The organism is Xenorhabdus anantnagensis (assembly GCF_028598555.1).
Classification (GTDB): domain Bacteria; phylum Pseudomonadota; class Gammaproteobacteria; order Enterobacterales; family Enterobacteriaceae; genus Xenorhabdus; species Xenorhabdus anantnagensis.
In genome coordinates, this window is sequence record NZ_JAQRFN010000005.1 from 17,505 (window position 1) to 40,451 (window position 22,947).

The 22,947-nt window shown below is 43.8% G+C and carries 23 protein-coding genes; 3 read left to right on the forward strand and 20 right to left on the reverse strand.

The window, feature by feature from the left end:
* Nucleotides 1-134: 134 nt before the first annotated feature.
* Nucleotides 135-344, forward strand: a complete 210-nt coding sequence (cspE, locus tag PSI14_RS05480; protein WP_273574867.1) for a transcription antiterminator/RNA stability regulator CspE — start codon at nucleotides 135-137, stop codon at nucleotides 342-344.
* Between the two features lie 124 nt (nucleotides 345-468).
* Here the strand turns inward: cspE and crcB are convergent, their stop codons facing one another.
* The 3 genes from crcB to lipB all read right to left on the reverse strand — a co-directional run bounded on the left by crcB (nucleotide 469) and on the right by lipB (nucleotide 2,578).
* Entirely contained in the window at nucleotides 469-843 is a 375-nt protein-coding gene (gene crcB, locus PSI14_RS05485; RefSeq protein ID WP_273574868.1) for a fluoride efflux transporter CrcB, read from the reverse strand.
* A gap of 15 nt (nucleotides 844-858) precedes the next feature.
* Nucleotides 859-1,824 (reverse strand): lipoyl synthase, encoded by a 966-nt coding sequence (lipA, locus tag PSI14_RS05490; RefSeq protein WP_273574870.1) that lies wholly within the window; start codon nucleotides 1,822-1,824, stop codon nucleotides 859-861.
* Nucleotides 1,825-1,942: 118 nt separating this feature from the next.
* Nucleotides 1,943-2,578, reverse strand: a complete 636-nt coding sequence (lipB, locus tag PSI14_RS05495) for a lipoyl(octanoyl) transferase LipB (protein ID WP_273575048.1) — start codon at nucleotides 2,576-2,578, stop codon at nucleotides 1,943-1,945.
* A 181-nt stretch (nucleotides 2,579-2,759) separates the two neighbouring features.
* Between lipB and PSI14_RS05500 the strand changes: the two genes are divergently transcribed.
* Both PSI14_RS05500 and PSI14_RS05505 read left to right on the forward strand, forming a co-directional pair.
* The gene (locus PSI14_RS05500; RefSeq protein WP_273574871.1) at nucleotides 2,760-4,220 is read left to right on the forward strand and encodes a TrkH family potassium uptake protein; all 1,461 of its coding nucleotides are present in this window, start codon (nucleotides 2,760-2,762) and stop codon (nucleotides 4,218-4,220) included.
* 227 nt (nucleotides 4,221-4,447) lie between these two features.
* A complete protein-coding gene (locus PSI14_RS05505) occupies nucleotides 4,448-4,606 on the forward strand; it encodes a siderophore-interacting protein (protein ID WP_273574873.1) in 159 nt (52 codons plus the stop codon).
* A gap of 189 nt (nucleotides 4,607-4,795) precedes the next feature.
* Here PSI14_RS05505 and ybeD read toward each other — a convergent pair whose 3' ends face one another.
* The 17 genes from ybeD to corC all read right to left on the reverse strand — a co-directional run bounded on the left by ybeD (nucleotide 4,796) and on the right by corC (nucleotide 22,930).
* Nucleotides 4,796-5,059 (reverse strand): DUF493 family protein YbeD, encoded by a 264-nt coding sequence (gene ybeD, locus PSI14_RS05510; protein ID WP_273555484.1) that lies wholly within the window; start codon nucleotides 5,057-5,059, stop codon nucleotides 4,796-4,798.
* A gap of 126 nt (nucleotides 5,060-5,185) precedes the next feature.
* Nucleotides 5,186-6,394: a D-alanyl-D-alanine carboxypeptidase DacA gene (gene dacA / locus PSI14_RS05515; protein ID WP_273574875.1), complete on the reverse strand. Its 1,209-nt coding sequence runs from the start codon at nucleotides 6,392-6,394 to the stop codon at nucleotides 5,186-5,188.
* Nucleotides 6,395-6,669: 275 nt separating this feature from the next.
* The gene (rlpA, locus tag PSI14_RS05520; RefSeq protein ID WP_273574876.1) at nucleotides 6,670-7,617 is read right to left on the reverse strand and encodes an endolytic peptidoglycan transglycosylase RlpA; all 948 of its coding nucleotides are present in this window, start codon (nucleotides 7,615-7,617) and stop codon (nucleotides 6,670-6,672) included.
* A gap of 12 nt (nucleotides 7,618-7,629) precedes the next feature.
* The gene (gene mrdB, locus PSI14_RS05525) at nucleotides 7,630-8,742 is read right to left on the reverse strand and encodes a peptidoglycan glycosyltransferase MrdB (protein WP_273574877.1); all 1,113 of its coding nucleotides are present in this window, start codon (nucleotides 8,740-8,742) and stop codon (nucleotides 7,630-7,632) included.
* Nucleotides 8,743-8,750: 8 nt separating this feature from the next.
* Nucleotides 8,751-10,676: a peptidoglycan DD-transpeptidase MrdA gene (gene mrdA / locus PSI14_RS05530; protein WP_273574878.1), complete on the reverse strand. Its 1,926-nt coding sequence runs from the start codon at nucleotides 10,674-10,676 to the stop codon at nucleotides 8,751-8,753.
* Between the two features lie 36 nt (nucleotides 10,677-10,712).
* Nucleotides 10,713-11,183 (reverse strand): 23S rRNA (pseudouridine(1915)-N(3))-methyltransferase RlmH, encoded by a 471-nt coding sequence (gene rlmH / locus PSI14_RS05535; RefSeq protein WP_047769160.1) that lies wholly within the window; start codon nucleotides 11,181-11,183, stop codon nucleotides 10,713-10,715.
* A 2-nt stretch (nucleotides 11,184-11,185) separates the two neighbouring features.
* Nucleotides 11,186-11,512 (reverse strand): ribosome silencing factor, encoded by a 327-nt coding sequence (rsfS, locus tag PSI14_RS05540; protein WP_273574880.1) that lies wholly within the window; start codon nucleotides 11,510-11,512, stop codon nucleotides 11,186-11,188.
* A gap of 95 nt (nucleotides 11,513-11,607) precedes the next feature.
* Nucleotides 11,608-12,294: a nicotinate-nucleotide adenylyltransferase gene (nadD, locus tag PSI14_RS05545; protein ID WP_273575050.1), complete on the reverse strand. Its 687-nt coding sequence runs from the start codon at nucleotides 12,292-12,294 to the stop codon at nucleotides 11,608-11,610.
* Between the two features lie 94 nt (nucleotides 12,295-12,388).
* Nucleotides 12,389-13,420 carry a DNA polymerase III subunit delta gene (gene holA / locus PSI14_RS05550; RefSeq protein ID WP_273574881.1) on the reverse strand — a complete coding sequence of 344 codons (1,032 nt, stop codon included), beginning with the start codon at nucleotides 13,418-13,420 and terminating at the stop codon, nucleotides 12,389-12,391.
* Nucleotides 13,417-14,007: an LPS assembly lipoprotein LptE gene (gene lptE, locus PSI14_RS05555; protein ID WP_273574883.1), complete on the reverse strand. Its 591-nt coding sequence runs from the start codon at nucleotides 14,005-14,007 to the stop codon at nucleotides 13,417-13,419. Before lptE ends, holA begins: the two co-directional genes overlap by 4 nt.
* A 54-nt stretch (nucleotides 14,008-14,061) precedes the next feature.
* Nucleotides 14,062-16,644: a leucine--tRNA ligase gene (leuS, locus tag PSI14_RS05560; RefSeq protein ID WP_273574884.1), complete on the reverse strand. Its 2,583-nt coding sequence runs from the start codon at nucleotides 16,642-16,644 to the stop codon at nucleotides 14,062-14,064.
* Nucleotides 16,645-16,855: 211 nt separating this feature from the next.
* Entirely contained in the window at nucleotides 16,856-17,581 is a 726-nt protein-coding gene (locus PSI14_RS05565) for an amino acid ABC transporter ATP-binding protein (RefSeq protein ID WP_273574885.1), read from the reverse strand.
* Entirely contained in the window at nucleotides 17,581-18,255 is a 675-nt protein-coding gene (gene gltK, locus PSI14_RS05570; RefSeq protein WP_273574886.1) for a glutamate/aspartate ABC transporter permease GltK, read from the reverse strand. The genes PSI14_RS05565 and gltK overlap by 1 nt, the downstream gene beginning before the upstream one ends.
* Before the next feature lie 3 nt (nucleotides 18,256-18,258).
* Nucleotides 18,259-18,999 (reverse strand): amino acid ABC transporter permease, encoded by a 741-nt coding sequence (locus PSI14_RS05575; protein ID WP_273574887.1) that lies wholly within the window; start codon nucleotides 18,997-18,999, stop codon nucleotides 18,259-18,261.
* 153 nt (nucleotides 19,000-19,152) lie between these two features.
* Nucleotides 19,153-20,040 carry an amino acid ABC transporter substrate-binding protein gene (locus PSI14_RS05580; RefSeq protein WP_370688820.1) on the reverse strand — a complete coding sequence of 296 codons (888 nt, stop codon included), beginning with the start codon at nucleotides 20,038-20,040 and terminating at the stop codon, nucleotides 19,153-19,155.
* Nucleotides 20,041-20,493: 453 nt separating this feature from the next.
* Nucleotides 20,494-22,041 carry an apolipoprotein N-acyltransferase gene (gene lnt / locus PSI14_RS05585; RefSeq protein ID WP_273574888.1) on the reverse strand — a complete coding sequence of 516 codons (1,548 nt, stop codon included), beginning with the start codon at nucleotides 22,039-22,041 and terminating at the stop codon, nucleotides 20,494-20,496.
* Nucleotides 22,042-22,051: 10 nt separating this feature from the next.
* Nucleotides 22,052-22,930: a CNNM family magnesium/cobalt transport protein CorC gene (corC, locus tag PSI14_RS05590; RefSeq protein ID WP_273574889.1), complete on the reverse strand. Its 879-nt coding sequence runs from the start codon at nucleotides 22,928-22,930 to the stop codon at nucleotides 22,052-22,054.
* Nucleotides 22,931-22,947: the final 17 nt, after the last annotated feature.

Here is a 22,947-nt window from a genome sequence, read left to right on the forward strand (position 1 = left end):
AACTAAACGAAAAGTACGTTTTTTTTACATTCTGTTATATATTTCGTGATCTATGTTGCAGACAGTGGACTATATTATTTGGTGTACTGTGCGTGACGCTAAGTTTGTGTCTTTTTTATTGAAGGTAAGTTTTGATGTCAAAAGTTAAAGGTAACGTTAAGTGGTTTAATGAATCTAAAGGATTCGGTTTTATCACTCCACAGGATGGTAGTAAAGATGTTTTTGTGCACTTTTCTGCCATTCAGTCTAATGGATTCAAAACTCTGGTCGAAGGCCAACAAGTAGAGTTTGATATTGCTGAGGGCGAGAAAGGCCCATCTGCTGCGAACGTTGTCGCAATCTAATTTAGAATCCCATATTCTGAAAACCCGTTTTGATAACGGGTTTTTTTTTATCTTATTGGTTTTTAGAAATTTCAGTTTTTAGATAAATATTCTGACCACAGTAGATTTGTTTTGCTCTGTATTATCAAAGTTTGTTCATCACCGCAAAAGCAAATGTTGTCATCAACAATGAACCGATTACATTCATCAAAATACTCAACAGTGCCCAACTCATTTTTCCTACCTGCAATAGATAAACTACTTCAGCAGAAAAGGTGGAGAAGGTTGTTAGCCCACCACAAAAACCTGTAGTTAGCATCAGTTTCCAAACCGGATCGAAATGCGTGGCTTTGTTAAAATAGGCCAAACCCAATCCAATGATAAATGCACCAATACAATTAGCCGTCAGCGTACCAACGGCAATTGGGGAAGAGAGGGTGCTCAGGCGGAGGCTGATGAGCCAGCGTAACACGCTACCCAAGCCACCACCGATAAATACAGCAAACACAATATTCATCATGATGGTGGCAACGGATTATTTGACTTCCATGCCCTTAGCTTGCAAGTCAGCATGGTAAGAAGAGCGAACAAACGGGCCACAGGCTGCATGAGTAAAGCCCATTTCTAATGCGGCTTCTTTCATTTCTTCGAATTCAGCGGGGCTGACATAACGCTGCACTGGCAGATGATGGCGGCTTGGTTGTAAATATTGCCCCAAGGTCAGCATGGTAACACCATGGCTACGCAAATCTCGCATGACCTCTAAAATTTCTTCGTTAGTTTCGCCCAACCCTACCATTAAGCCCGATTTAGTCGGGATATCTGGATGCGCTTCTTTGAATCTTTCCAATAGTTTCAATGACCAATTGTAGTTTGCTCCCGGACGAATTTGACGATAAATCCGTGGCACGTTTTCCAAATTGTGGTTGAACACATCGGGGGGAGTTGCGGTTAGAATTTCCAGTGCATGATCCATGCGACCGCGGAAATCCGGTACCAAAGTTTCGATCTTAATTGATGGATTTTTTTCACGAATCGCGGCGATACAGTCAGCAAAATGTTGGGCACCGCCATCACGCAAGTCGTCACGGTCAACCGATGTAATAACGACATAACGCAGCCCCATATCCTGAATAGTCTGCGCGAGCTTGGTAGGCTCATTCACATCAGGTGCATTCGGGCGGCCATGGGCTACGTCACAGAATGGGCAGCGACGGGTACAAATGGCGCCAAGGATCATAAAAGTGGCGGTTCCGTGGTTAAAACACTCAGCAAGGTTAGGGCAGGAGGCTTCTTCACAGACGGAATGCAATCCATTTTTGCGCATTGCAGCCTTGATACCCTGAATGCGGCTGGAATCCGCAGGAAGTTTGATTTTCATCCACTCAGGTTTACGCAAGAGTGCTTCACGTTCTGTGGCGACTGTCTTCACAGGGATCAAAGCCATCTTGTCTGCATCGCGGTATTTAACACCACGTTCCATCTGAATTGGTTTACTCATAATCGTGCTGGTTCCAGTTATATTCTTCAGATTTTGACTTACTGCCTGATGGTTATAAGAAAAATATCGAGGCAAATAAATCAATTCAAATTTTTTTGAAAAATGTTAAAAAATTATATCATCTTTCATTGAGTAGTTGGAATCCCAAGATCTGACAGAATTTTTCCACCAGAACGGGTTGTACATCTTCAATGGTCACTCCGGTGACGAGGCCACTGAGTTGGATCATTTGCATTCCTGCATAACCACAAGGGTTTATGCGCAAAAATGGCTGTAAGTCCATTGCAATATTCAGTGCCAAACCATGGAAAGAGCATCCTTTTCGGATACGTAGCCCGAGGGAACATATTTTGTTACCTGCGACATAAACTCCGGGGGCATCTGGACGGGCATACGCTTCCACGCCAAAATGTGCCAGAGTTTCAATCACGGTATTTTCGATTGCAGTTACTAATTGACGAACCCCAATTTTTGACCGTTTCAAGTCAATCAAAACATACATGACCTGTTGTCCGGGACCATGATAGGTGACTTGTCCTCCCCTATCTGACTGGACGACAGGGATATCACCGGGCACAAGTACATGCTCGGCTTTACCGGCCTGGCCTTGCGTAAACACTTTTTCATGTTGGACAAGCCAGATTTCATCAGGTGTTTCCGCAGTACGCTGTTCGGTAAACTGGTGCATGGCATCAGAAACCGGTTTGTAGGGCTGAATACCTAACTGGCGTAAAATAACGGTGTTATGTTGCAATGGGAATTCATCATTTGTTAACAAAAAGTGCCCGCCAGTATAACGCTGTAAGATGATTCCCACCAGTTTGAGAATGCCTTAAAATAATAATATTGTTCATTAGACGAATATATTTTTATTTTATGTTATTATAGTTATATATTTCGATAATATTTCCTTTAATCTCTGTTTGAGCTAACAGATGGTAAAAAAAAACCAATTCCTGATTGTTGGGCATCTTTGTAGTTTTCTGGTGCTTCTTTACAGTCTCTCAATGTTGTTGCCTATTTTTGTGGCTTTGTTTTATAAAGAAAAAAATGTTTTTGCTTTTTTTGATACATTTATCATCGGATTAGTTACAGGAGGCATTGGTTGGTACTTTACCCGTAAATCTAAAGCTCAGCCCAGTACGCAGGATGGGTTTCTTATCATTGTATTATTCTGGCTGTTGTTCTCGTTACTTAGTGCCTTGCCTTTTATACTCGATAAAAATTTAAACATCAATTTGGTAGATGCGATGTTTGAAGGGATTTCAGGTATCACTACCACAGGTGCCACAGCACTGAATAATGTCTCAGACTTGCCTAAATCCGTGCTCTATTATCGTGCTCAGCTCAATTTTATCGGTGGATTGGGTGTAGTCGTCCTTGCAGTTGCTATCCTGCCTTTACTGGGAATTGGTGGAGCTAAACTTTATCAATCTGAAATGCCCGGTCCCTTCAAAGAAGAACGATTGACTCCACGTCTTGCGGACAGTGCCAAAAGCCTGTGGATAATCTATTTGTTATTGGGAGCGCTATGTTCAATCAGTTTCTGGATCGCGGGAATGTCGTGGTTTGATGCTATTTGTCATGGGATCTCAACAGTTGCTTTAGGGGGATTCTCTACCCGCAATGAAAGTCTTGGTTATTACGATAGCTCTGCTATTGAAATGGTGGGAGGAATTTTTTCGATATTATCGGCAATCAACTTTACACTCTATTTTGTTTCGCTAACGCGTTGGAGCTTAAAACCATTACTCAAAAATGCTGAACTGCGATTTTTTTTGCTGGTGCTGGCGGTGGTAATTGGGATTATTTGGTTAGAATTATACCGTTCGGGCATGTATGGCGTAAAAGATGCGTTTGTTCATAGTTTTTTCATGACCAGTTCCATGATGACGGATAATGGTCTGGCGGTGGCTGATTATGAGCAATGGCCTCACCATACAATGTTGCTGTTGTTGGCAGTGAGCTTTTTTGGGGGGTGCGTGGGATCGACTTGTGGAGGCATTAAAGCTCTCCGTTTCATGATATTGGCAAAGCAGAGCGCCAGTGAAATTAACCAGCTCATCCATCCAAATGCCATCTCAACGATTAAAATTGGCAAATCTGTGGTGCAGGAAAGAGTGTTGCGTTCTGTCTGGGGATTCTTCTTCCTCTATGTCTTTTTCAGTTGTTTCTTTATTTGGGCACTGAACCTGCTGGGATATAATTTGGTGACTTCATTTGCTACCGTTGCGGCTTGTATTAATAACATGGGGATAGGATACGGTGATACCGCACAAGGTTTTGGTGATCTTAAGCCTATAGCAAAGTGGATGATGTGTGCCGCCATGTTAATGGGACGACTGGAAATTTACCCAATACTTATTTTGTGCTCAAAAGCATTTTGGCGTTTTTGAGTGATTGTTAATTAAAAAAATAATTAAATCAGTATGTAATCGAATAATAATAGATAAGTGGGCACGTTTTTTGAGCATCCTTGCAAAGCCTTTTGGGCTAAAGTGCCATCATTGGCATTATTAATAATAATTCTCATTATTATGTTGATTTGGATTATTGATTGATTTGACTTGTATAAAATTTTACCAATCAAGAGAATAACAAACCTGTTTGTTAATATAATATTATGTCTTCAACTTACTCTATTTTTCACTTGTTCTTGAAAGAACGAATCACTGTATCACCATCTATATTGCGTTGTGTTTTTGAAGGTTCTGAGGCGCATAAAATGCGACGATACGCCCCAGATCAACGTATAAGGCTATTATTCTCCCCAGAAAAATAATCCTTCACTAGGCGCGTCATTGAGATCGAAGATTAATTAATTTTATGGCGTATTGGGTTAATTCTCCGAGAGATAGCCATTTCTGAATTATTTCAAGAACAAATATTATTATGTGTTGCTGTCTGTTTAACCGACAGCAACACATTAGCCCAATTGCATAACTCTGGAGCTATCAATACGGTTGATGAATTACAGCACAACGCGTACCAATTCCAGTGCTCCCAATTCTTCATACAAAGTTTCAACTTGTTCAATATGCGTCGCGTTGATGGTAATAGAAACAGAGTGGTAATTGCCTTTGCTGCTTGGTTTAACGGCAGGAGAGTAATCGCCCGGGGCATGGCGCTGAACTACTTCAATAACTTGATCCACTAACTCAGGTTGAGCTAACCCCATCACTTTGTAGGTGAATGAGCAAGGGAACTCTAGCAGTTCATTTAATTTGGTTTTCATGGGCGCTCCTAAAATATAATTGCCACGGCATATGATTGATTTGCCGTGGCGTGATAATTTTCTAACAATATTTAATTAATATAAGGCTCAATGCTGGGTTTTCAAGAGAAATTAGCTTTCAAGAGATTAACCAAACCAGTGATGGAACATCAATCGGATATAGTCGATCATGCGGCTGAAAAAGCCACCTTCTTTTACTTCGTTCATTACGACCAACGGACGTTGTTCAATGGTTTTACCATCAAGCTGGAAATTGATAGTTCCAACAACTTGGTTTTTAGTGAGTGGTGCATGCAGTTCGGTATTGTTCAATACATAGCTGGCTTTCAGATCTTTCAAACGGCCACGGGGGATCGTTAGGTAAACATCTTTGTCAACGCCCAGTTGAACTTTATCGGTATCACCAAACCAAATCGGTTCTGACGCAAATTCTTTACCAACTTGCAATGGTGAGACAGTTTCGAAGAAACGGAAGCCCCACGTCAGCAATTTTTTGCTGTCGGTTTCACGTCCCCTGAAGGTTGGGCTACCCATTACAGCAGAAACCAAACGCATGTTGCCTTCGGTTGCTGAAGAAACAAGGTTGTATCCCGCCCCGCTGGTGTGGCCTGTTTTAATACCGTCAACATTCAGGCTCTTATCCCACAGCAAGCCATTACGATTGGGTTGGCGAATATTGTTATAAGTAAAATCTTTTTCTTTGTAGATAGAATATTCATCCGGCACATCGCGGATTAGCGCCTGACCAATCAATGCCATATCACGGGCAGAGCTGTATTGGCCGTGGGCATCAAGGCCATGGACGGTTTGAAAATGTGTATTTTGTAGCCCCAAGCTTTGCACATATTTATTCATCAAGTTGACGAATGCATCTTGGCTACCTGCCACATAATCCGCCATGGCGACACAAGCGTCGTTGCCAGATTGCAAGTTGATACCACGGGAGAGCATGGCAACAGAAACTTGGTCACCGGGTTTTAAAAACATTAAGGATGAGCCTTTAAACACCGGATTACCTGTAGCCCAAGCATCTTTACCTACGGTAACAATGTCATTCTGGCCGATTTTTCCTGATTTAATGGCCTGACCAATAACATAGCTGGTCATCATTTTGGTCAGACTTGCGGGATCGCGGCGGATATCTGCATTCTTTTCAGCCAATACCTTTCCTGAGTTGTAATCAATCAGAATATAAGCTTCTGAATCCAGTTCTGGTACACCCGGGATCATAGTTTTGAAGTTATCACCAGCGTTGGCGAATGTGGAAACGCTGGCGGTCAGAGCAAGGCCTAAGGTGGCACTTTTAATAAAACGGGAAGTAACTATGTATTTCATGATTGATTAGATAACATCCGTGAGAGAGGGATTGATAATAAATGACATAATAACAAATGCAAAAAAAGCTGACATTAAACAAAATTGAATGGGGTGAAGGTTTACACTTTTTTACCCGACTTTTGTTCGCAGAAAATGTTCGCAGCAAATTTTATTTGCCTGCTGACAGTAATGAAATATGTCAATATCAGCAGGCAATGGTGCTATTTATTGCGATGGTGTTTCATGGATCGATGGTGTTTCTTGATCGATGTTGTTTCATGATCGATAGTGTTTCATGAATCAGGGGCAACAATAAAAGAGGATTGGTGCATCTGATCCGTTAATTTTTTTTGTAGTTCTGTAGCTTGCTGACGGCTATTAAATGGCCCTAATTGGACTCGATAGACATTACCAAATTGGATGATACGCCCTTGTACGTTAAAACGCTGGCTCAATGACTGTTGCCACTCTTTGGCTTTTTGTTCAACGCTGACAGCTCCTACTTGTACCATATAACCCTTTGCCGATTCAGGAGCAGGTGATGTAGTCGCAGGAGGTAATGTGGCAGACTGGCCTGTTGTATTTCCAGAAAGGTTTTGTTCAGCCGATGATTGTTTTACTGTAGGTGATTGTTTTACTGTAGATGATTGTGAACCAATATCGGGTCTGTCAGGTAAAGCAAAGCTCTGTTTAACGATCGTTGAGCCAACCGTTCCCAAACCAGATAATGAACCATCAGGTGAAACCAGAATACCATCCAATTTCACTTTGCTTTGTGGCATCAAATTGAGTCGTTCTGCTGCTGCACGAGATAATTCAATGATTTTTCCCTGCTTATTATAAGGACCTCGATCGTTGATCCTGACAACCATCATGCGTCCATTACCTAAATTGGTGACACGAACATAACTTGGAATAGGCAACGTCGGGTGTGCGGCGGTTAAAGCATAAGGACTGGCTTGTTCACCAATTGCTGTCAGTTTTCCATTGGATTCTTCACTGAACCAACTGGCGTAACCTGTTTGGGTAAAGTGAGCGGGGTCTTGCACTATGTGATATGTTTGCCCATCCCGTTGATAGTCTTGATTGGCGCTTGGGTGATAAGGCTCATATTGAGGCTCTGCACCCAAAACATCCCGAGTGGGAATTGGGGGAAGAGAAGATGTCTGATTATTGCCTGTTATGGTACAGCCTGAAATCAGTACTGCTACGATGCTAAGTATAAGCCACTGTTGACGCATGAAACTTCTTCCTCATAAACTTTTGGACAATAACTTACGATGCGTATGTATCGACATAATAATGCCGAACCCCGCCATTAAGACAATTAGTGCTGAACCCCCATAACTAATCAACGGCAGGGGGACGCCGACTACTGGTAGGATACCGCTTACCATGCCGATATTTACAAAGACATAAACGAATAAAATCAGTATCAGCCCTCCGACTATGACTCGGCCAAAGGTATTTTGCGCTTTGGCTGCAATAAACAAACCTCGCATAATGATCAGCAAATAGAGTCCGAGCAACACCAGAACCCCTATCATCCCTAATTCTTCAGACAGAACAGCAAAAATAAAGTCGGTATGTCGCTCCGGCAGGAATTCCAACTGCGACTGAGTGCCTTGTAGCCAGCCTTTTCCAGATATCCCACCTGAGCCAATGGCAATTTTGGATTGAATGATATGGTAGCCTTTACCCAATGGATCACTTTCTGGATCTAATAGCATCATAACGCGGGCGCGTTGGTAGTCATGCATCAGGAAGAACCATAATATTGGGATGAAACAGGCAAGCAGTAAAACGGCAACGCCAATTAGCTTCCAATTCATTCCTGCCAAAAACAGGATGAATAACCCAGAAGCGGCAACCAGAATAGATGTTCCTAAATCGGGTTGTGCTGCGACCAATAGAGTAGGGACAAAGATCAAAACCAGCGCAATACCCGTGTTTTTCAGTGAAGGAGGGCAGAGATCTCGATTCATAAAACGAGCTACCATCAAGGGAACGGCGATTTTGGCAATTTCTGATGGCTGGAAGCGAACAATACCCAGATCCAGCCAGCGTTGCGCGCCTTTACTAATCTGCCCAAAAACATCAACGAGGATTAGCAGGACGACACAGCCAATATAAAGATAAGGTGCCCAATTTTCGTATATGCGTGGAGGAATCTGAGCCAAAATGAACATCACTATGAGGCCTATGATAACCTGTCCGATTTTACGTTCCATCATATCAATGTCCTGACCACTGGCACTCCACATAATGAAAAGACTGTAAGCCAGTAATGCCAGAACGCACAGTAGTAATGGAATATCTATATGTAGTCGGGCCCAGAAAGGAACCTTATTTTGTGAGTCTGTCATGGCCTTATTCAATTAGCTGGTGTCCTAATGGCTTGTGTTCGGATCGTGTTTACTCCTGTTGCCACAGGGGAGCTGGCAGGAGAGATTTTTTTATTATCCCTGAGTAAAATATGATCCAAAATTTGACGAACGATAGTGCCGACAGGCGGCCCGGAACCACCATTTTCAAGAATAATAGAAATAGCAACTGTCGGGTTGTCATAAGGCGCAAAGGCAACCATCAGCTTATGGTCACGTAAGTGCTCAGCAAGTTTGCTTGCATTATAGGTTTCATAACTGAAAACCTGAGCAGTACCTGATTTTGCGGCTGCTTTATAAGGTGTACCGGCAAAGGACCTGCGAGCTGTACCATTTGGGGCATTGGCAACCCCATACATGCCATCTTTAGCAATTTCCCAATACCCAGAGTGAATATCTCCGATGGGTTCACTGACTGGGGGATGGTAAGGTTGCATTTCGCCATTTACGCGAGTATTCAGCAAGAAATGGGGTGTTTTCACCTCGCCATCATTAATCAGGATCATTAGGGCTTTTACCATCTGCATCGGAGTTGCAGTCCAGTATCCTTGACCGATACCAACGGAGATTGTATCACCTTGATACCACGGTTTTTTATAGCGTTTGGACTTCCATTCACGGGTGGGCATATTGCCCTGATTTTCTTCTTTTAAATCAATGCCTGTAAATTGACCATAACCAAATTTTGTCATCCATTCGGACATTTTATCGATGCCCATCTCATAGGCGACTTGATAGAAAAAAGTATCCGCTGATTCGACAATCGCTTTATGTACATTCAGTTTGCCATGTCCCCAGCGTTTCCAGTCACGGTAACGTTTCTCTGAGTTTGGTAGTTGCCACCAACCGGGATCATTTGTCGTGGTGTTCTTTGTAATGACATCACTGCTGAGAGCGGCAACGGCAATAAAAGGCTTTACTGTTGATGCAGGTGGATAAGCACCTTGCGTAGCCCGGTTAATTAAGGGACGATTTGGGTCGTTGAGCAGGAGTTTATAGTCCTTACTCGAAATACCATCGACAAATAGATTCGGATCGTAGCTTGGATTGGATATCATAGCCAAAACCTCCCCGGTACGGGGATCGGTAACAACAACACCTGCACGGCTGGTTGTCAGTATCTTTTCAATATAGTTTTGCAGTTCTAAATCGATTGACAAGTAAATATCTTTTCCGGCCTGTGGTGATTGTTCTTGTAGTTGGCGGATCACTTTACCCCGGTTGTTGACTTCGACCTCTTCATAACCCGGTTTGCCATGCAGGATAGATTCATAATAACGTTCAATGCCCAGTTTCCCGATATCGTGGGTAGCTTTGTAGTTTGAAAGAATTCCTTCTTTTTCCAGTCGTTCTACATCCTTGTCGTTGATTTTGGCAACGTAGCCGATCACATGGGTGAGAGCGGAACCATAAGGGTAATAGCGACGTTGGTAGCCTTTGATTTCCAGCCCTGTAAAGCGGTATTGATTGACTGAAAACCGAGCAACCTGAACTGGGGTCAGTGAAGTTTTAAGGGGAACAGAGGCAAAACGACGCGCACGTTGACGTTCTTTTTTGAAAGTTTCAATGTCTTCATCAGTGAGTCCAACGATAGAGCGCAGTTCATTTAATGTCTTATCAAGGTCAGTAACTTTTTGTGGCACAATTTCTAACTGATAAATGGTTCGGTTAGTCGCCAGTGGTGTGCCATTGCGGTCATAAATGATGCCCCGGCTTGGGGCTATGGAAACGATCTTAATGCGATTTCCATTCGATCGAGTCTGGTAATCTTCGTGGCGTGTAATCTGGAGATTATAGAGATTGGCAATTAAGATGCCGGTCAAAATAATAATGCCTATAAACGCCACGAGTGCGCGGCGTATGAATAGAGCCGATTCAGCCGAGTGATCGCGAAAAGGCGTTCGTTTATTCTTCATCCCATTACCAGAATTCACGGTGTCAGATTACCCAATTTATTCCCGATGATAAGGGTGGTTAGTAGTGATGCTCCATGCCCGATAAAGGCTCTCCGCAACCAGAACCCGGACAAGGGGATGTGGCATGGTTAAAGGAGAGAGTGACCAACTTTGTTCCGCTGCTGCTTTGCAGGCTGGGGCTAAACCTTCAGGGCCACCAATCAACAGACTGACATTTCTGCCATCCAGCTTCCAGCGTTCAAGCTGTTGTGCCAACTGCGGAGTATCCCAGCGAGAGCCTGGAATATCCAATGTCACAATACGGTTGCCTTTACCAACCGCGGCTAGCATTTGTTCACCTTCTTTTTCCAGAATTCGCTTGATGTCAGCATTTTTGCCTCGTTTTCCCGCTGGAATTTCAATCAGCTCAAAAGGCATATCCTTGGGAAAACGGTTCAAATAATCCATGAAGCCGGTCTGTACCCAGTCCGGCATTTTTGTTCCTACAGCAACCAGTTGTAACTTCAAACTCAACTCCAGAGTTTTTCCAGTTCGTACATACGGCGGCTGTCTTCTTGCATAACATGAACCATGATTTCGCCGAGATCCACGACTATCCAGTCTGAAATACCTTGCCCTTCAACGCCTAAAGGCATGATGCCTGCTTGGCGGCAGTCATCTACTAGGTTATCTGCCACAGACATCAAGTGGCGGCTTGATGTTCCGGTACAGATAATCATGCAGTCAGTAATGCTGGATTTTCCGCGAACATCGATAGAAACAATATCCTGTGCTTTGGAATCTTCAAGTTTATCAATAACAAATTGTTGTAGTTCTGTGCCTTGCAAAAGGATCACCTTTATTTCATAAAATAGGTTAAGTAACGCAGAATAATAGCATGCCAATCTCTATAAAAGTAAGCGAGTTAGCTGCAAATAACCACCTGATTTCGCTATTTCTTATATAGCCTATGTGAATCGATATAATTTTTTATCGTTGGAGGAAGTAAATCATCACAGCTTATTCCTTGCTGGTGGCGTTGACGAATATCTGTTGCCGAAATGTTTAATAACGGAGTAGCAGCCAAGTAAATATAACCGTGTGGTTTTTGGCTCAATGGGAGTGGAGAAACAATCTGGTGTTTTTCAAGCCATTGTTGCATTCCTGGGGCTGAAAGCTGACTTTGGTAACCCGGACGGGAACAGACCAACAAGTGACAAATATCGAGCAATTCTGCCCACTTATACCATGTATGGATAGTTTGTAATGAATCCTGTCCAATGATAAATGCTAACGGGTATTGCTCACCGATTTCCTGACGAAAGGATTTCAGTGTTTCTACTGTGTAAGATGGCGTTTGCCGTTCCAGCTCGCGGGTATCCACAGTAAACAGAGGGTTATCCTGTACAGCCAGACGAACCATCTCCAGCCGTTGCTGGGTGCTTGCTTCTGGTTGAGGGCGATGCGGGGGAACGTGATTAGGCAATAAGATAACCTGCTTGAGTCCCACCAATTGAGCCAATGCTTCTACAGGACGCAAATGACCATAATGGATAGGATCGAATGTGCCGCCAAATAGAGCCTGAATAACCGGAGAGTCCACATTGGTTGCAGAACCAATGGCATTTATCGGAGCCATATTTTCTGAGTCAGTATTTTGAAGGCTAATATTTTGAAAACTAATATTTTGGGGAACAATATCTTGGAGATCAGTATTGGTTGGAGCAATAGAATCAGGCATTTAAGAAGCTCTCTGGTAATGGTTTTCCGCACAACAGCATGGAAAGCGTTTCCAGGTCAGCCCAAATGGATTGGCTATAATCCTGTTTGACACGCAGCTCCATCTGGGTCAACAAATGTATGGCAGATTGCAGTTCTCGCTGTGACAGACGCTGTAGTGCGGTTGACAGCAATGATCTGCGATTTTGCCAAACTTTGTGTTGATCAAACAAGGTCTTCAAAGGGACAGTCGTATATTGGCGCTTAAGTACCAGAAGCAGCATCAACTCCCTCTGTATAGTACGAAGCAAAATCACGGTCTCGATATCTTCTTGCTGAAGCTGTTTCAGTATATGCCATGCCCGCTTTATTTTTCCTGCCAGCAAAGCATCAACCCAATGATAGGGAGAGAAATGAGCCGCATCGTTAACGGCTTCTTCTACGCGATGAAGTGTTAACCGGTTATCGGGATGAAGTAGGGAAAGACGCTCCAGAGCCTGAGCCAGCGCCAATAAATTTCCCTCATAGCAATAGCACAGTAATTGATTGGCTTCATCTTCCAGTGATAGGCCCATATTTTTGGCTCGTTGCGCCACCCATTGTGGCAGACGATTTTGCTCAGGCGTCAGACAACTGACGTATACTCCATTTTGCCCAATCGCTTTGAACCAAGGGCTATTTTCCTGTGCTTTGGTGAGTTTATGTCCACGCAATATCAGCAAGATATCTGAATGCAGCAACCCCGACAGCTTGGTCAGCCGTTCTGCCATTGCGGCATTTGGGCCATTTTCCGGAAGCAGCAGGATAAGAGACTGACGGCTGGCAAACAGGCTAAGTGACTGACACAGACTAAAGATTTCATCCCAATCGGTATGGTTATCCAATGTGAAGGTGAAATGCTCCAGAAACTCATGTTGTTCAGCCACTTTGCGGATGCTGTCCTGACTTTCCTGCAATAGCAATGGTTCGTTGCCCCATAACAGGTAGCTGCCTCGCAGCCCGTCATTGAGCTGCGAGAGAAGTTGTTCAGGATAAAGTCGGATCATTGCTTCTGTATAGCCGCAGATTTTTGTTTTTCTTCGGCTTTCTGGAGTTCTGCACTATGAACGGTCAGCAATTGACGCATAAGCTGCTGGGCAGCCTGCTCGCGCATTTCCTGTTGCACTAGTTCATTTTCTGCATCTTTTGCCAGTGCTTCCAATGGGTTGTCGAAGAAAGAACGATCAACCTTTGCCCGCAATGGATAGATGCTACCATCTGGCATCAGAATTTGAGCATCCACGTTCAGTACTAACAGGCGTTCAGCTGATTTACCATCCTGGAAGACAGATACTGTCTCTTTGTTTTCATCAGAACCAACAAGTTTCAGGATAGGGATTGAGGCATCGCCATGTTCAATAATTTTGACATCGTTCAGACGAAGTTGTTGACGTACTGCCCGTGCCAGAGGCCCATATGGGTCACCAGAACTTAGCTGCAATGTTTGAAGCTCTTTTGGTACTTGTGTTGTGCCCCGAAGATGAAAACCGCAGCCAGCGGTGACTAGCACCGCTAACCCGAGCAACAACGTGAAAATACAATGTCGTAGATTATTTCCTACCACACTTCTTGCCACACGTTTTACCACAAACATGGCCTCCTGTTATCAGCCTACTGTTATTAATCTACTGTTATTAACCTACTGTTATTAACCTACAACGAGATTCAGTAATTTACCCGGAACGTAGATGACCTTGCGGATACTGACGCCTTCAAGATATTTCGTCACGCTGTACTCTTGTGTCGCCATCTCTTGGACATACTCTTTTGTTGCATCTGCCGGTACAGTAATACGACCACGAACCTTACCGTTAATCTGGATAATTACCAGCTTAGTATCGTCTACCATTGCCTGCTCATCAGCTTGTGGCCATGCCGCAGTATCAATGTCGTTCTCATTGCCAAGCGCTTTCCACATGATGAAGCAAGCGTGTGGTGTGATAGGTGACAGCATACGTACAACCGCAGTGACTGCTTCTTGCATCAGGGCACGATCCTGCTCAGTTTCCTGTGGAGCTCGAGTCAGTTTATTCATCAGTTCCATGATTGCTGCAACGGCGGTATTGAACGCTTGGCGGCGGCCAATATCATCAGTGACTTTTGCTATGGTTTTGTGCAAGTCACGGCGCAGATCTTTTTGTTCAGTGGTCAGGCTACTGGCATCCAGTGGCTGGGTTGCACCTTTGTTGCTGTGCTCGTAAACCAGACGCCAAATACGCTTCAGGAAGCGGTTTGCACCCTCCACACCAGATTCTTGCCATTCCAGCGTCAGTTCTGGTGGTGCTGCGAACATCATGAACAGACGAACAGTATCAGCGCCATATTTATCAACCATAACTTGTGGGTCGATACCGTTATTCTTGGATTTCGACATTTTGCTCATGCCGGTATAAACCAGTTCATGACCGTCTTGATCCGTTGCTTTCACAATGCGGCCTTTTTCGTCACGCTCAACAATAGCATCAGCTGGAGATACCCAGACTTTCTCCCCGCTATTGCCTGTGTAATAGAAGGCGTCTGCCAGAACCATACCTTGGCACAGAAGGCGCTTGGCGGGTTCATCAGAGTTGACCATGCCAGCATCGCGCATCAATTTGTGGAAGAAACGGAAATACATCAGGTGCATGATAGCGTGCTCAATACCACCGATGTATTGATCTACTGGCAGCCAATAGTTGGCCGCATCCGAATCCAACATACCTTTATCGTAATCCGGGCAGGTATAGCGCGAGTAATACCATGAGGATTCCATGAAAGTATCAAAGGTATCCGTTTCAAGCAGCGCAGGCTGACCGTTGATAGTTATTTTTGCCCATTCAGGATCAGCTTTGATTGGGCTGGTGATCCCATCCATCACGACATCTTCTGGCAAAATAACCGGTAATTGATCTTCTGGAACAGGAACGACAGTACCGTCTTCCAATGTTGCCATTGGAATTGGAGCACCCCAATAACGTTGGCGGGAAACTCCCCAGTCGCGCAGGCGGTAATTGACTTTACGTTGGCCGACACTCATTGCAACCAGCTTGTCAGCAATAGCATTGAAACCTTCTTCATGGCTCAGGCCACTGAATTCACCGGAGTTAACCAGTGCATTTTTATCTGTGACAGCCGCTTCCTGAACGCTTGGTACATTGCCATCGTTGTCGAGAATAACGGCTTTTATTGGCAGGTTGTACTTAGTGGCAAATTCCCAATCACGTTGATCGTGTGCAGGAACAGCCATAACAGCACCAGTGCCGTATTCCATCAGGACAAAGTTAGCAACCCAGATAGCGATCTTTTCGTTGGTCAATGGATGAATAACAAACATGCCTGTTGACATGCCTTTTTTCTCCATAGTTGCCATCTCAGCTTCGGCAACTTTGGTATTGCGGCATTCGTTGATAAATTCTGCCAGTGCCGGATTATTTTCCGAGGCTTGTTGTGCCAGAGGGTGACCAGCCGCTACAGCGACATAGGTTGCTCCCATGAATGTATCTGGGCGAGTGGTATAAACGGTGAGTTTTTCTTGACTGTCGGCAACATTGAACGTGATTTCGACACCTTCAGAACGGCCAATCCAGTTGCGCTGCATGATTTTGACCTGCTCAGGCCAGTCTTCCAGTTTATCCAGATCGTTCAGCAGTTCTTCTGCGTAATCCGTGATCTTAATAAACCACTGAGGGATTTCTTTACGCTCAACTTGGGTATCACAACGCCAGCAGCAGCCATCAATAACTTGCTCATTAGCCAGAACAGTCAGGTCATGTGGACACCAGTTAACTGCGGAAGTTTTTTTGTATACCAGACCTTTTTCATACAGTTTAGTGAAGAACCACTGTTCCCAGCGATAATACTCTGGTGCACAAGTAGTGACTTCACGATCCCAGTCATAGCCAAAACCCAGTGTTTTTAACTGGTTTTTCATATACTCGATATTGGCGTAAGTCCACGGGGCAGGAGCGGTATTATTCTTGACCGCAGCACCTTCTGCCGGCAGACCAAATGCATCCCAACCAATAGGTTGAAGTACATTTTTGCCTAGCATACGCTGATAACGGGAAATCACATCACCAATGGTGTAGTTACGGACATGGCCCATATGTAGTCGGCCAGAAGGATAAGGTAGCATGGACAGGCAATAGTATTTTTCCTTGCTGCTGTCTTCTGTCACTTTGAACGTTTGCTTCTCTTGCCAATGAAGCTGGACTTGTTGTTCTATGTCTTCTGGACGATATTGTTCTTGCATGGCACCGATAATCCTATGGTGAGTAATAAAGCTACGCCTTTGGCGCGCATAGTTTGTTTATGAAATCAAAGATTCCATAGCATAGCTGATAAGGGATAGGCGCAACAACTCTTGTTAAAGGAGGAATATGGAAAATTACTTCTTTTTAAGGGGAAATTTAAGGTCGGCGGTAGTTTTTCCCTCCGCCGACGAAGATAAAGACGAAGAGAAATCATTGCAGAATTTTAGCTAGAAAATCACGTGCACGCTCTGACTTTGGGTTAGCGAAGAAATCTTCTTTCTTACTATCTTCGACAATTTTGCCTTCATCCATGAAAATAACACGGTGTGCCACTTTTTTGGCAAATCCCATCTCATGGGTTACAACCATCATGGTCATCCCTTCGTTTGCCAATTTCACCATGACATCCAGCACTTCATTAATCATTTCGGGATCAAGTGCGGAGGTAGGTTCATCAAACAGCATGGCGATGGGGTCCATACAGAGTGCGCGGGCGATGGCGACACGCTGCTGCTGGCCACCAGAGAGTTGTGAGGGGAACTTATCCGCATGGCTGGATAATCCAACTCGCTCCAGGAGTTTCAAGCCTTTTTCGGTAGCTTCTTTCTTATCGCGCTTTAGTACCTTAACCTGAGCCAGCGTCAGGTTCTCAATGATGGATAGATGAGGAAAAAGCTCAAAGTGCTGAAACACCATTCCCACTTTTGAACGCAATTGCGCCAGATTGGTGCTCTTGTCATTGACTTTTGTGTCGTTTACTCGAATTTCACCTTGCTGGACAGGTTCGAGGCCATTGACCGTTTTTATCAGTGTGGATTTGCCGGAACCAGAAGGCCCACAGACCACGACTACTTCGCCTTTTTTGACTTCAGTCGAGCAGTCAGTAAGAACCTGAAATTGGCCATACCACTTGGATACATTTTTCAGGGAAATCATCAAACAGTCCTTTTCTTCAAATAGTTAACCAGCATAGAAGCGGAAAAACTAATCACAAAATAAACAAAGCCAGCAAACAGAACCATTTCAATCTGAGTTCCGTCGCGCTCACCAATATTCGTCGCTGTACGGAAAAAATCCGTCAGACTGAGTACATATACCAGAGAAGTATCTTGAAATAATACAATGCCTTGTGTCAGCAGCAATGGGATCATTGCCCGAAATGCTTGTGGCAGTATGATCAGACGCATACTTTGCATATGAGTCATACCCAATGCCAGCGCAGCAGAGGACTGCCCACGGGAAATGCTCTGGATACCTGCTCGAATTATTTCGGAATAGTAAGCTGCTTCAAAGAGCGAAAACGCTACCATTGCAGAAATCAAACGGATATCGGTTTTTGGTGATATACCTAGAACATTTTGTAATAAGTTAGGCACAATCAGATAAAACCACAGTAATACCATCACCAGTGGAACTGAGCGAAAAAGGTTAACATACAGGGCAGCGAACCAACTCAATACCTTGATGGATGAGAGGCGCATAATCGCCAGAATGGTTCCCCAGACAATGCCGATGATAATGGCTATCACGGTAATTTTTGCTGTTATCATCAACCCACTCAGAAGAAAGGGCAAACTTGGTATAATCGAACTCCAGTCAAACTGATACATTTTTTATCGCCCTCCCATATTGCCCGGTAAACGTACTTTTTTCTCCAGTAAGCTCATGGCAAGCATGATCACGAGGTTAATGCCCACATAAGCCAATGTGATCGCTGTGAATGATTCATAGGCGTGTGCGGAATAATCCAGCAATTTACCTGCTTGGGCAGCCATATCAACCAATCCGATTGTGGAAGCAATGGCAGAGTTTTTTACCAAATTGAGCATTTCCGAAGTCATTGGAGGAATTATCACTCGGTAGGCATTTGGTAGCAGAATGTAGCGGTAGGTTTGTGGCAGGGTTAAGCCCATTGCCAGTCCTGCGGCTTTTTGCCCTCTTGGGAGTGATTGGATTGCTGCACGAACTTGTTCGCATACACGGGCAGCAGTGAATAATCCTAAGCAAACGACAGAGGAAATAAAAAATTGGATATTGGGGTCCAGCTCCATTTTGAACCAATCGCTCAGGTTTTTAGGCAGGAATTCGGGAACCACCAGATACCATGTAAAAAATTGGACAATGAGAGGAACGTTGCGAAATAACTCAACATAACAGGTTCCAAGCCCAGAAAGGAATTTATTCGGGACGGTACGGAGAATACCGAACAATGAACCGACAACGAGTGCAATGATCCACGCACAGATGGAAAGTGCAACCGTTACTTGAAAGCCAGAAATAAGCCACCCCAGATAGGTGGTATTACCAAAAGGGGCAGCTTGTAAAAAGATGCCCCAATTCCAATCAACAGACATAAACATGCTCCCTGAAATGGGGTTGGCGGTAATACTTAAAAATGATTCATTTGTTGTAATTTATTGAACCCAAAATGATCTAAAAAAATGAGGTAGGGAACGACTACCTCATACCCGTCGTGCCAATAAAACCGGGATTTTTTAGCTCCTTGCTTAATTTAATACTTTATCGTTTGGCGATTTAAACAAGGCTCTCATTTCATCTGACATGGCAAAGTTCAAATTCAGTTTCTTAGGTGGAATAGGTTCTTTGAACCAGCGATCAAACATTTTTTCTGCTTCACCGGAGGTTTGTACTTTGACAATGGTGTCATCAATCAATGTCTTAAATTGAGGGTCATCTTTGCGTAGCATACAGCCATACGCTTCTTCTGATTGTGGTTTACCAACAATGATCCATTGATCGGGTTTTTTCGCTTTTGCGCGTTCACCAGCGAGCAGGGCATCGTCCATCATAAAGGCGACAGCACGGCCTGATTCTAGAGTACGGAATGAATCGCCATGGTCTTTGGCACTGATGATGCGCATTTTCATTTGCTTCTTATCATTGAGCTTATTCAACAAGATTTCAGAGGTTGTGCCAGAAGTGACAACGACATTTTTTCCTGCTAAATCATCAAATCCCTTGATGCCTGAATCTTTTTTGGTCAAAAGACGAGTGCCAACGGAAAAGATGGTGTTAGAGAATGCTGCCTGTTTCTGCCGTTCATGATTATTGGTTGTCGATCCACATTCAAAATCGAATGTACCGTTTTGCAGTAGGGGAATGCGGTTCTGAGAGGTAATTGGAATCAATTTGACCTGTAGGTTAGGCATATCCAGTTTTTTCTTGACAGCATCAACGATCAGGTTGGAATAATCTTGAGAATAACCCACGACGTTTTGCTGATTATCATAGTAAGAAAATGGGACAGAAGATTCTCTGTGTCCAACAACAATAATGCCATTATCTTTGATTTTTTTCAGTGTTCCAGTCAATTCCTCAGCATGGGCAGCTCCAACCGCGCTAAGCAACATCATGGTTAATATCAACTTACGCATATACAGCTCCTGTATTTGGTTGTTATTTGTGAAATTAGATTTTTTACAGAGAATTATGTTTCTACTTGGATGGAAAAAACTGTCTGTAGAAACGATTTTCTGCATTATTTTGTTTATATGTCGTAAAAAAATAATTCATAATGTTACTTTTTTGAAACCATAATGTTTCAATTTCGGGACTTGCATCGCACTATAAATAAACAACTTCATTTATGTGTGATTAAAGAGCGAATAATATTGAATGCTGTTCACACTTTGCGCTTTTTGGAGCGATTATCTATTGTATTGTTCTGTTCTTGGTTATATCTATTGCGAATTTGCTTTATTTTGGTGATGAAGGCGATGATTAAGGGGGATACTGAACTTGTCTATGGGATTAGATAAAAGATATAAAAAGTCAGGGTATAAGTAATATACCCTGACTCTCATCAACGTTTCATCAATTGTGGGGAATTAAGTTTTTTGGCGCTTTCTCATAAAAGCAAAGATGAAAAACAGAGCGCTGGTTCCCCATATTGGCCAATTTCCGAAGTGAAAATAAGGCGTTACTCCTGTGGCGGGTGTTACTTTGGCTTCTAATACCTGCCGAGTAAATTGTGGAAGTTCCGCCTGAATAGAACCGTCTGGGTTGATTACCGCTGTAATGCCATTATTGGTTCCTCTTAGTAGAGGACGACCCAGCTCAAGGGAGCGCATTCGAGCCATTTGGAAATGCTGCCACGGGCCAATGGAACGCCCAAACCAAGCATCATTAGAAACGGTTAGGAGGAACTCTGTATCAGGCTTGAAATTATCACGTACTTGCTCACCCAGAATAATTTCATAGCAGATAGCAGCGGTAATATTGTGCCCTGCAACAGAAAGTTGTGGCTGGATATAAGCCCCACGACTGAAGGAAGACATTGGCAAATTGAAGAGAGGTGCCAATGGGCGCAATATTGATTCCAGTGGAACAAATTCACCAAAAGGTACAAGATGGTGTTTGTCATAACGGGTAAGTGCTGGATATTGGTAAGGTGTCTTATCTCCCAAGACGATAATGCTGTTATAGAATTTATAACCTTCCAACGTTGGTCGGACATCTACAATGCCAGTGATCAAGCTAGTATTGTGCTCCCTCAGCAGAGTGTCCAATTTGGTCAGGAAATAACTTTGATTATGTTCGTTATCAGGAATGGCAGACTCCGGCCAGATGATGATTGGCGCTTTACCAATGAAAGGACGGCTGTTATCTAAATAGATATCCAGTGTCTTATCAAGAACGGCGGGATCCCATTTCATGGACTGGGGAATATTGCCTTGAACCAGTGCGATAGCGGTTGTTTTTTCCGGCTGTAAGGTGTACCACTGGTAGTGTCTCATTGGCCACGGTAACAGCAGCAGCAGAATGGCAATAATGGCCGCTGATAGTTTTTTGTAAGTTGATAGCTTTTTGTGAACAGTGGCAATCACCAGCAACCCGCTAATCATCATAAGCAGGAAGGTAATGCCTTCTACACCCAGGATAGGCGCAATGGCTTTCATCGGACCATCAATCTGGCTGTAGCCGAATTGTAACCAAGGAAATCCTGTTAGTACCCAACCACGCAAGAATTCGGTAACTTGCCATAGTGCCGGGCTGACAATAACCAGTCTGATACAGTTGGTAGTTGGGAAAAAGCGGTTTAATAAACCGGCAAATAGCGCAGGATAAAGAGCAAGATAGGCAGAGAGCAAAATCACCAAAAAGATGTTAATGGTGGTAGGCATACCTCCAAAGTCGGCGATACTGACATAAACCCAGTTTGCGCCACTGCTAAACAAGCCAAAACCCCAGCAGAAACCAATAAAACTAGCCTGACGGGTTGTTCTGTGCAAGGAAAGGATTTGCAGGCCGAAAAGAGAAACAAGTGCTGCTGGCCAGAAATCAAAAGGTGAAAAAGCCAGCGTTCCACTGGCTCCGAAGAAAAGTGCCAACACAGCACGCAGCCGCTGGCAACTCATGAATGAGGCTTTGTTCATCTAGATCCTATTATGGTTTATCAAGGCTAGGAACGTCAGCATTATCAGGTATTTTTACATGCACCTGAATGATTTTACGGCTATCAGACATTGCCACTTTGAAAAGGTAACCATCAATAGTGATGGATTCCCCACGGGAAGGCAGATGCCCAAATGCCTGCATAACTAGCCCACCAATGGTATCAACCTCTTCATCGCTGAAGTTGGTACCAAAAATGTCATTGAAATCCTCAATTTGAGTCAATGCCCGCACTGAATAGGAGTGGCGACTTAAAGCACGAACATCGTTATCGTCATCGTCATCGTATTCGTCCTCTATTTCACCCACAATCAGTTCAAGAATATCCTCAATGGTGACCAACCCTGAAACACCGCCAAATTCGTCGATCACAATCGCCATATGGTAGCGTTGGGAACGGAACTCTTTCAGCAGACGGTCAACACGTTTACTTTCCGGCACTACCACAGCCTGACGAAGAACTTTATCAATGCTGAAAGGCTCTGCATTTGTACGCATAAAAGGTAGCAGATCTTTCGCCATTAATATGCCTTCAATGTGATCTTTATCTTCACTGATCACAGGAAAGCGTGAATGGGCCGAGTCAATAATAACATCCAGACATTCGTCCAGAGATTGGTTGCGTTTTAAGGTAACGATCTGTGAGCGTGGAATCATAATGTCACGCACGCGTTGATCAGCAATATCCATTACACCTTCGAGCATTTCTCGGGTGTCGGGATCGATTAAGTCGTTCTGCTCAGAATCACGGATCAGTTCAACCAAATCATCACGGTTTCTCGGTTCACCGTGAAAAAGCTGATTAAGAAGCGCAAAGAAGCCTTTCTTAGGGCCAGGGCTATCGTTACTTGAAGGATGGTCGTCGCTCATGGCGTTTTAATGAAAAT

Coding starts and splice junctions, on each gene's coding strand:
- crcB (WP_273574868.1), bottom strand. CDS start 843: ATGATGAATATTGTGTTTGCTGTATTTATCGGTGGTGGCTTGGGTAGC.
- cspE (WP_273574867.1), top strand. CDS start 135: ATGTCAAAAGTTAAAGGTAACGTTAAGTGGTTTAATGAATCTAAAGGA.
- lnt (WP_273574888.1), bottom strand. CDS start 22,041: ATGAACAAAGCCTCATTCATGAGTTGCCAGCGGCTGCGTGCTGTGTTG.
- lipA (WP_273574870.1), bottom strand. CDS start 1,824: ATGAGTAAACCAATTCAGATGGAACGTGGTGTTAAATACCGCGATGCA.
- gltK (WP_273574886.1), bottom strand. CDS start 18,255: ATGTATCAGTTTGACTGGAGTTCGATTATACCAAGTTTGCCCTTTCTT.
- ybeD (WP_273555484.1), bottom strand. CDS start 5,059: ATGAAAACCAAATTAAATGAACTGCTAGAGTTCCCTTGCTCATTCACC.
- holA (WP_273574881.1), bottom strand. CDS start 13,420: ATGATCCGACTTTATCCTGAACAACTTCTCTCGCAGCTCAATGACGGG.
- rlpA (WP_273574876.1), bottom strand. CDS start 7,617: ATGCGTCAACAGTGGCTTATACTTAGCATCGTAGCAGTACTGATTTCA.
- corC (WP_273574889.1), bottom strand. CDS start 22,930: ATGAGCGACGACCATCCTTCAAGTAACGATAGCCCTGGCCCTAAGAAA.
- PSI14_RS05565 (WP_273574885.1), bottom strand. CDS start 17,581: ATGATTTCCCTGAAAAATGTATCCAAGTGGTATGGCCAATTTCAGGTT.
- PSI14_RS05575 (WP_273574887.1), bottom strand. CDS start 18,999: ATGTCTGTTGATTGGAATTGGGGCATCTTTTTACAAGCTGCCCCTTTT.
- PSI14_RS05505 (WP_273574873.1), top strand. CDS start 4,448: ATGTCTTCAACTTACTCTATTTTTCACTTGTTCTTGAAAGAACGAATC.
- PSI14_RS05500 (WP_273574871.1), top strand. CDS start 2,760: ATGGTAAAAAAAAACCAATTCCTGATTGTTGGGCATCTTTGTAGTTTT.
- PSI14_RS05580 (WP_370688820.1), bottom strand. CDS start 20,040: ATGCGTAAGTTGATATTAACCATGATGTTGCTTAGCGCGGTTGGAGCT.
- mrdB (WP_273574877.1), bottom strand. CDS start 8,742: ATGACAGACTCACAAAATAAGGTTCCTTTCTGGGCCCGACTACATATA.
- mrdA (WP_273574878.1), bottom strand. CDS start 10,676: ATGAAGAATAAACGAACGCCTTTTCGCGATCACTCGGCTGAATCGGCT.
- nadD (WP_273575050.1), bottom strand. CDS start 12,294: ATGGCTCCGATAAATGCCATTGGTTCTGCAACCAATGTGGACTCTCCG.
- leuS (WP_273574884.1), bottom strand. CDS start 16,644: ATGCAAGAACAATATCGTCCAGAAGACATAGAACAACAAGTCCAGCTT.
- lptE (WP_273574883.1), bottom strand. CDS start 14,007: ATGTTTGTGGTAAAACGTGTGGCAAGAAGTGTGGTAGGAAATAATCTA.
- dacA (WP_273574875.1), bottom strand. CDS start 6,394: ATGAAATACATAGTTACTTCCCGTTTTATTAAAAGTGCCACCTTAGGC.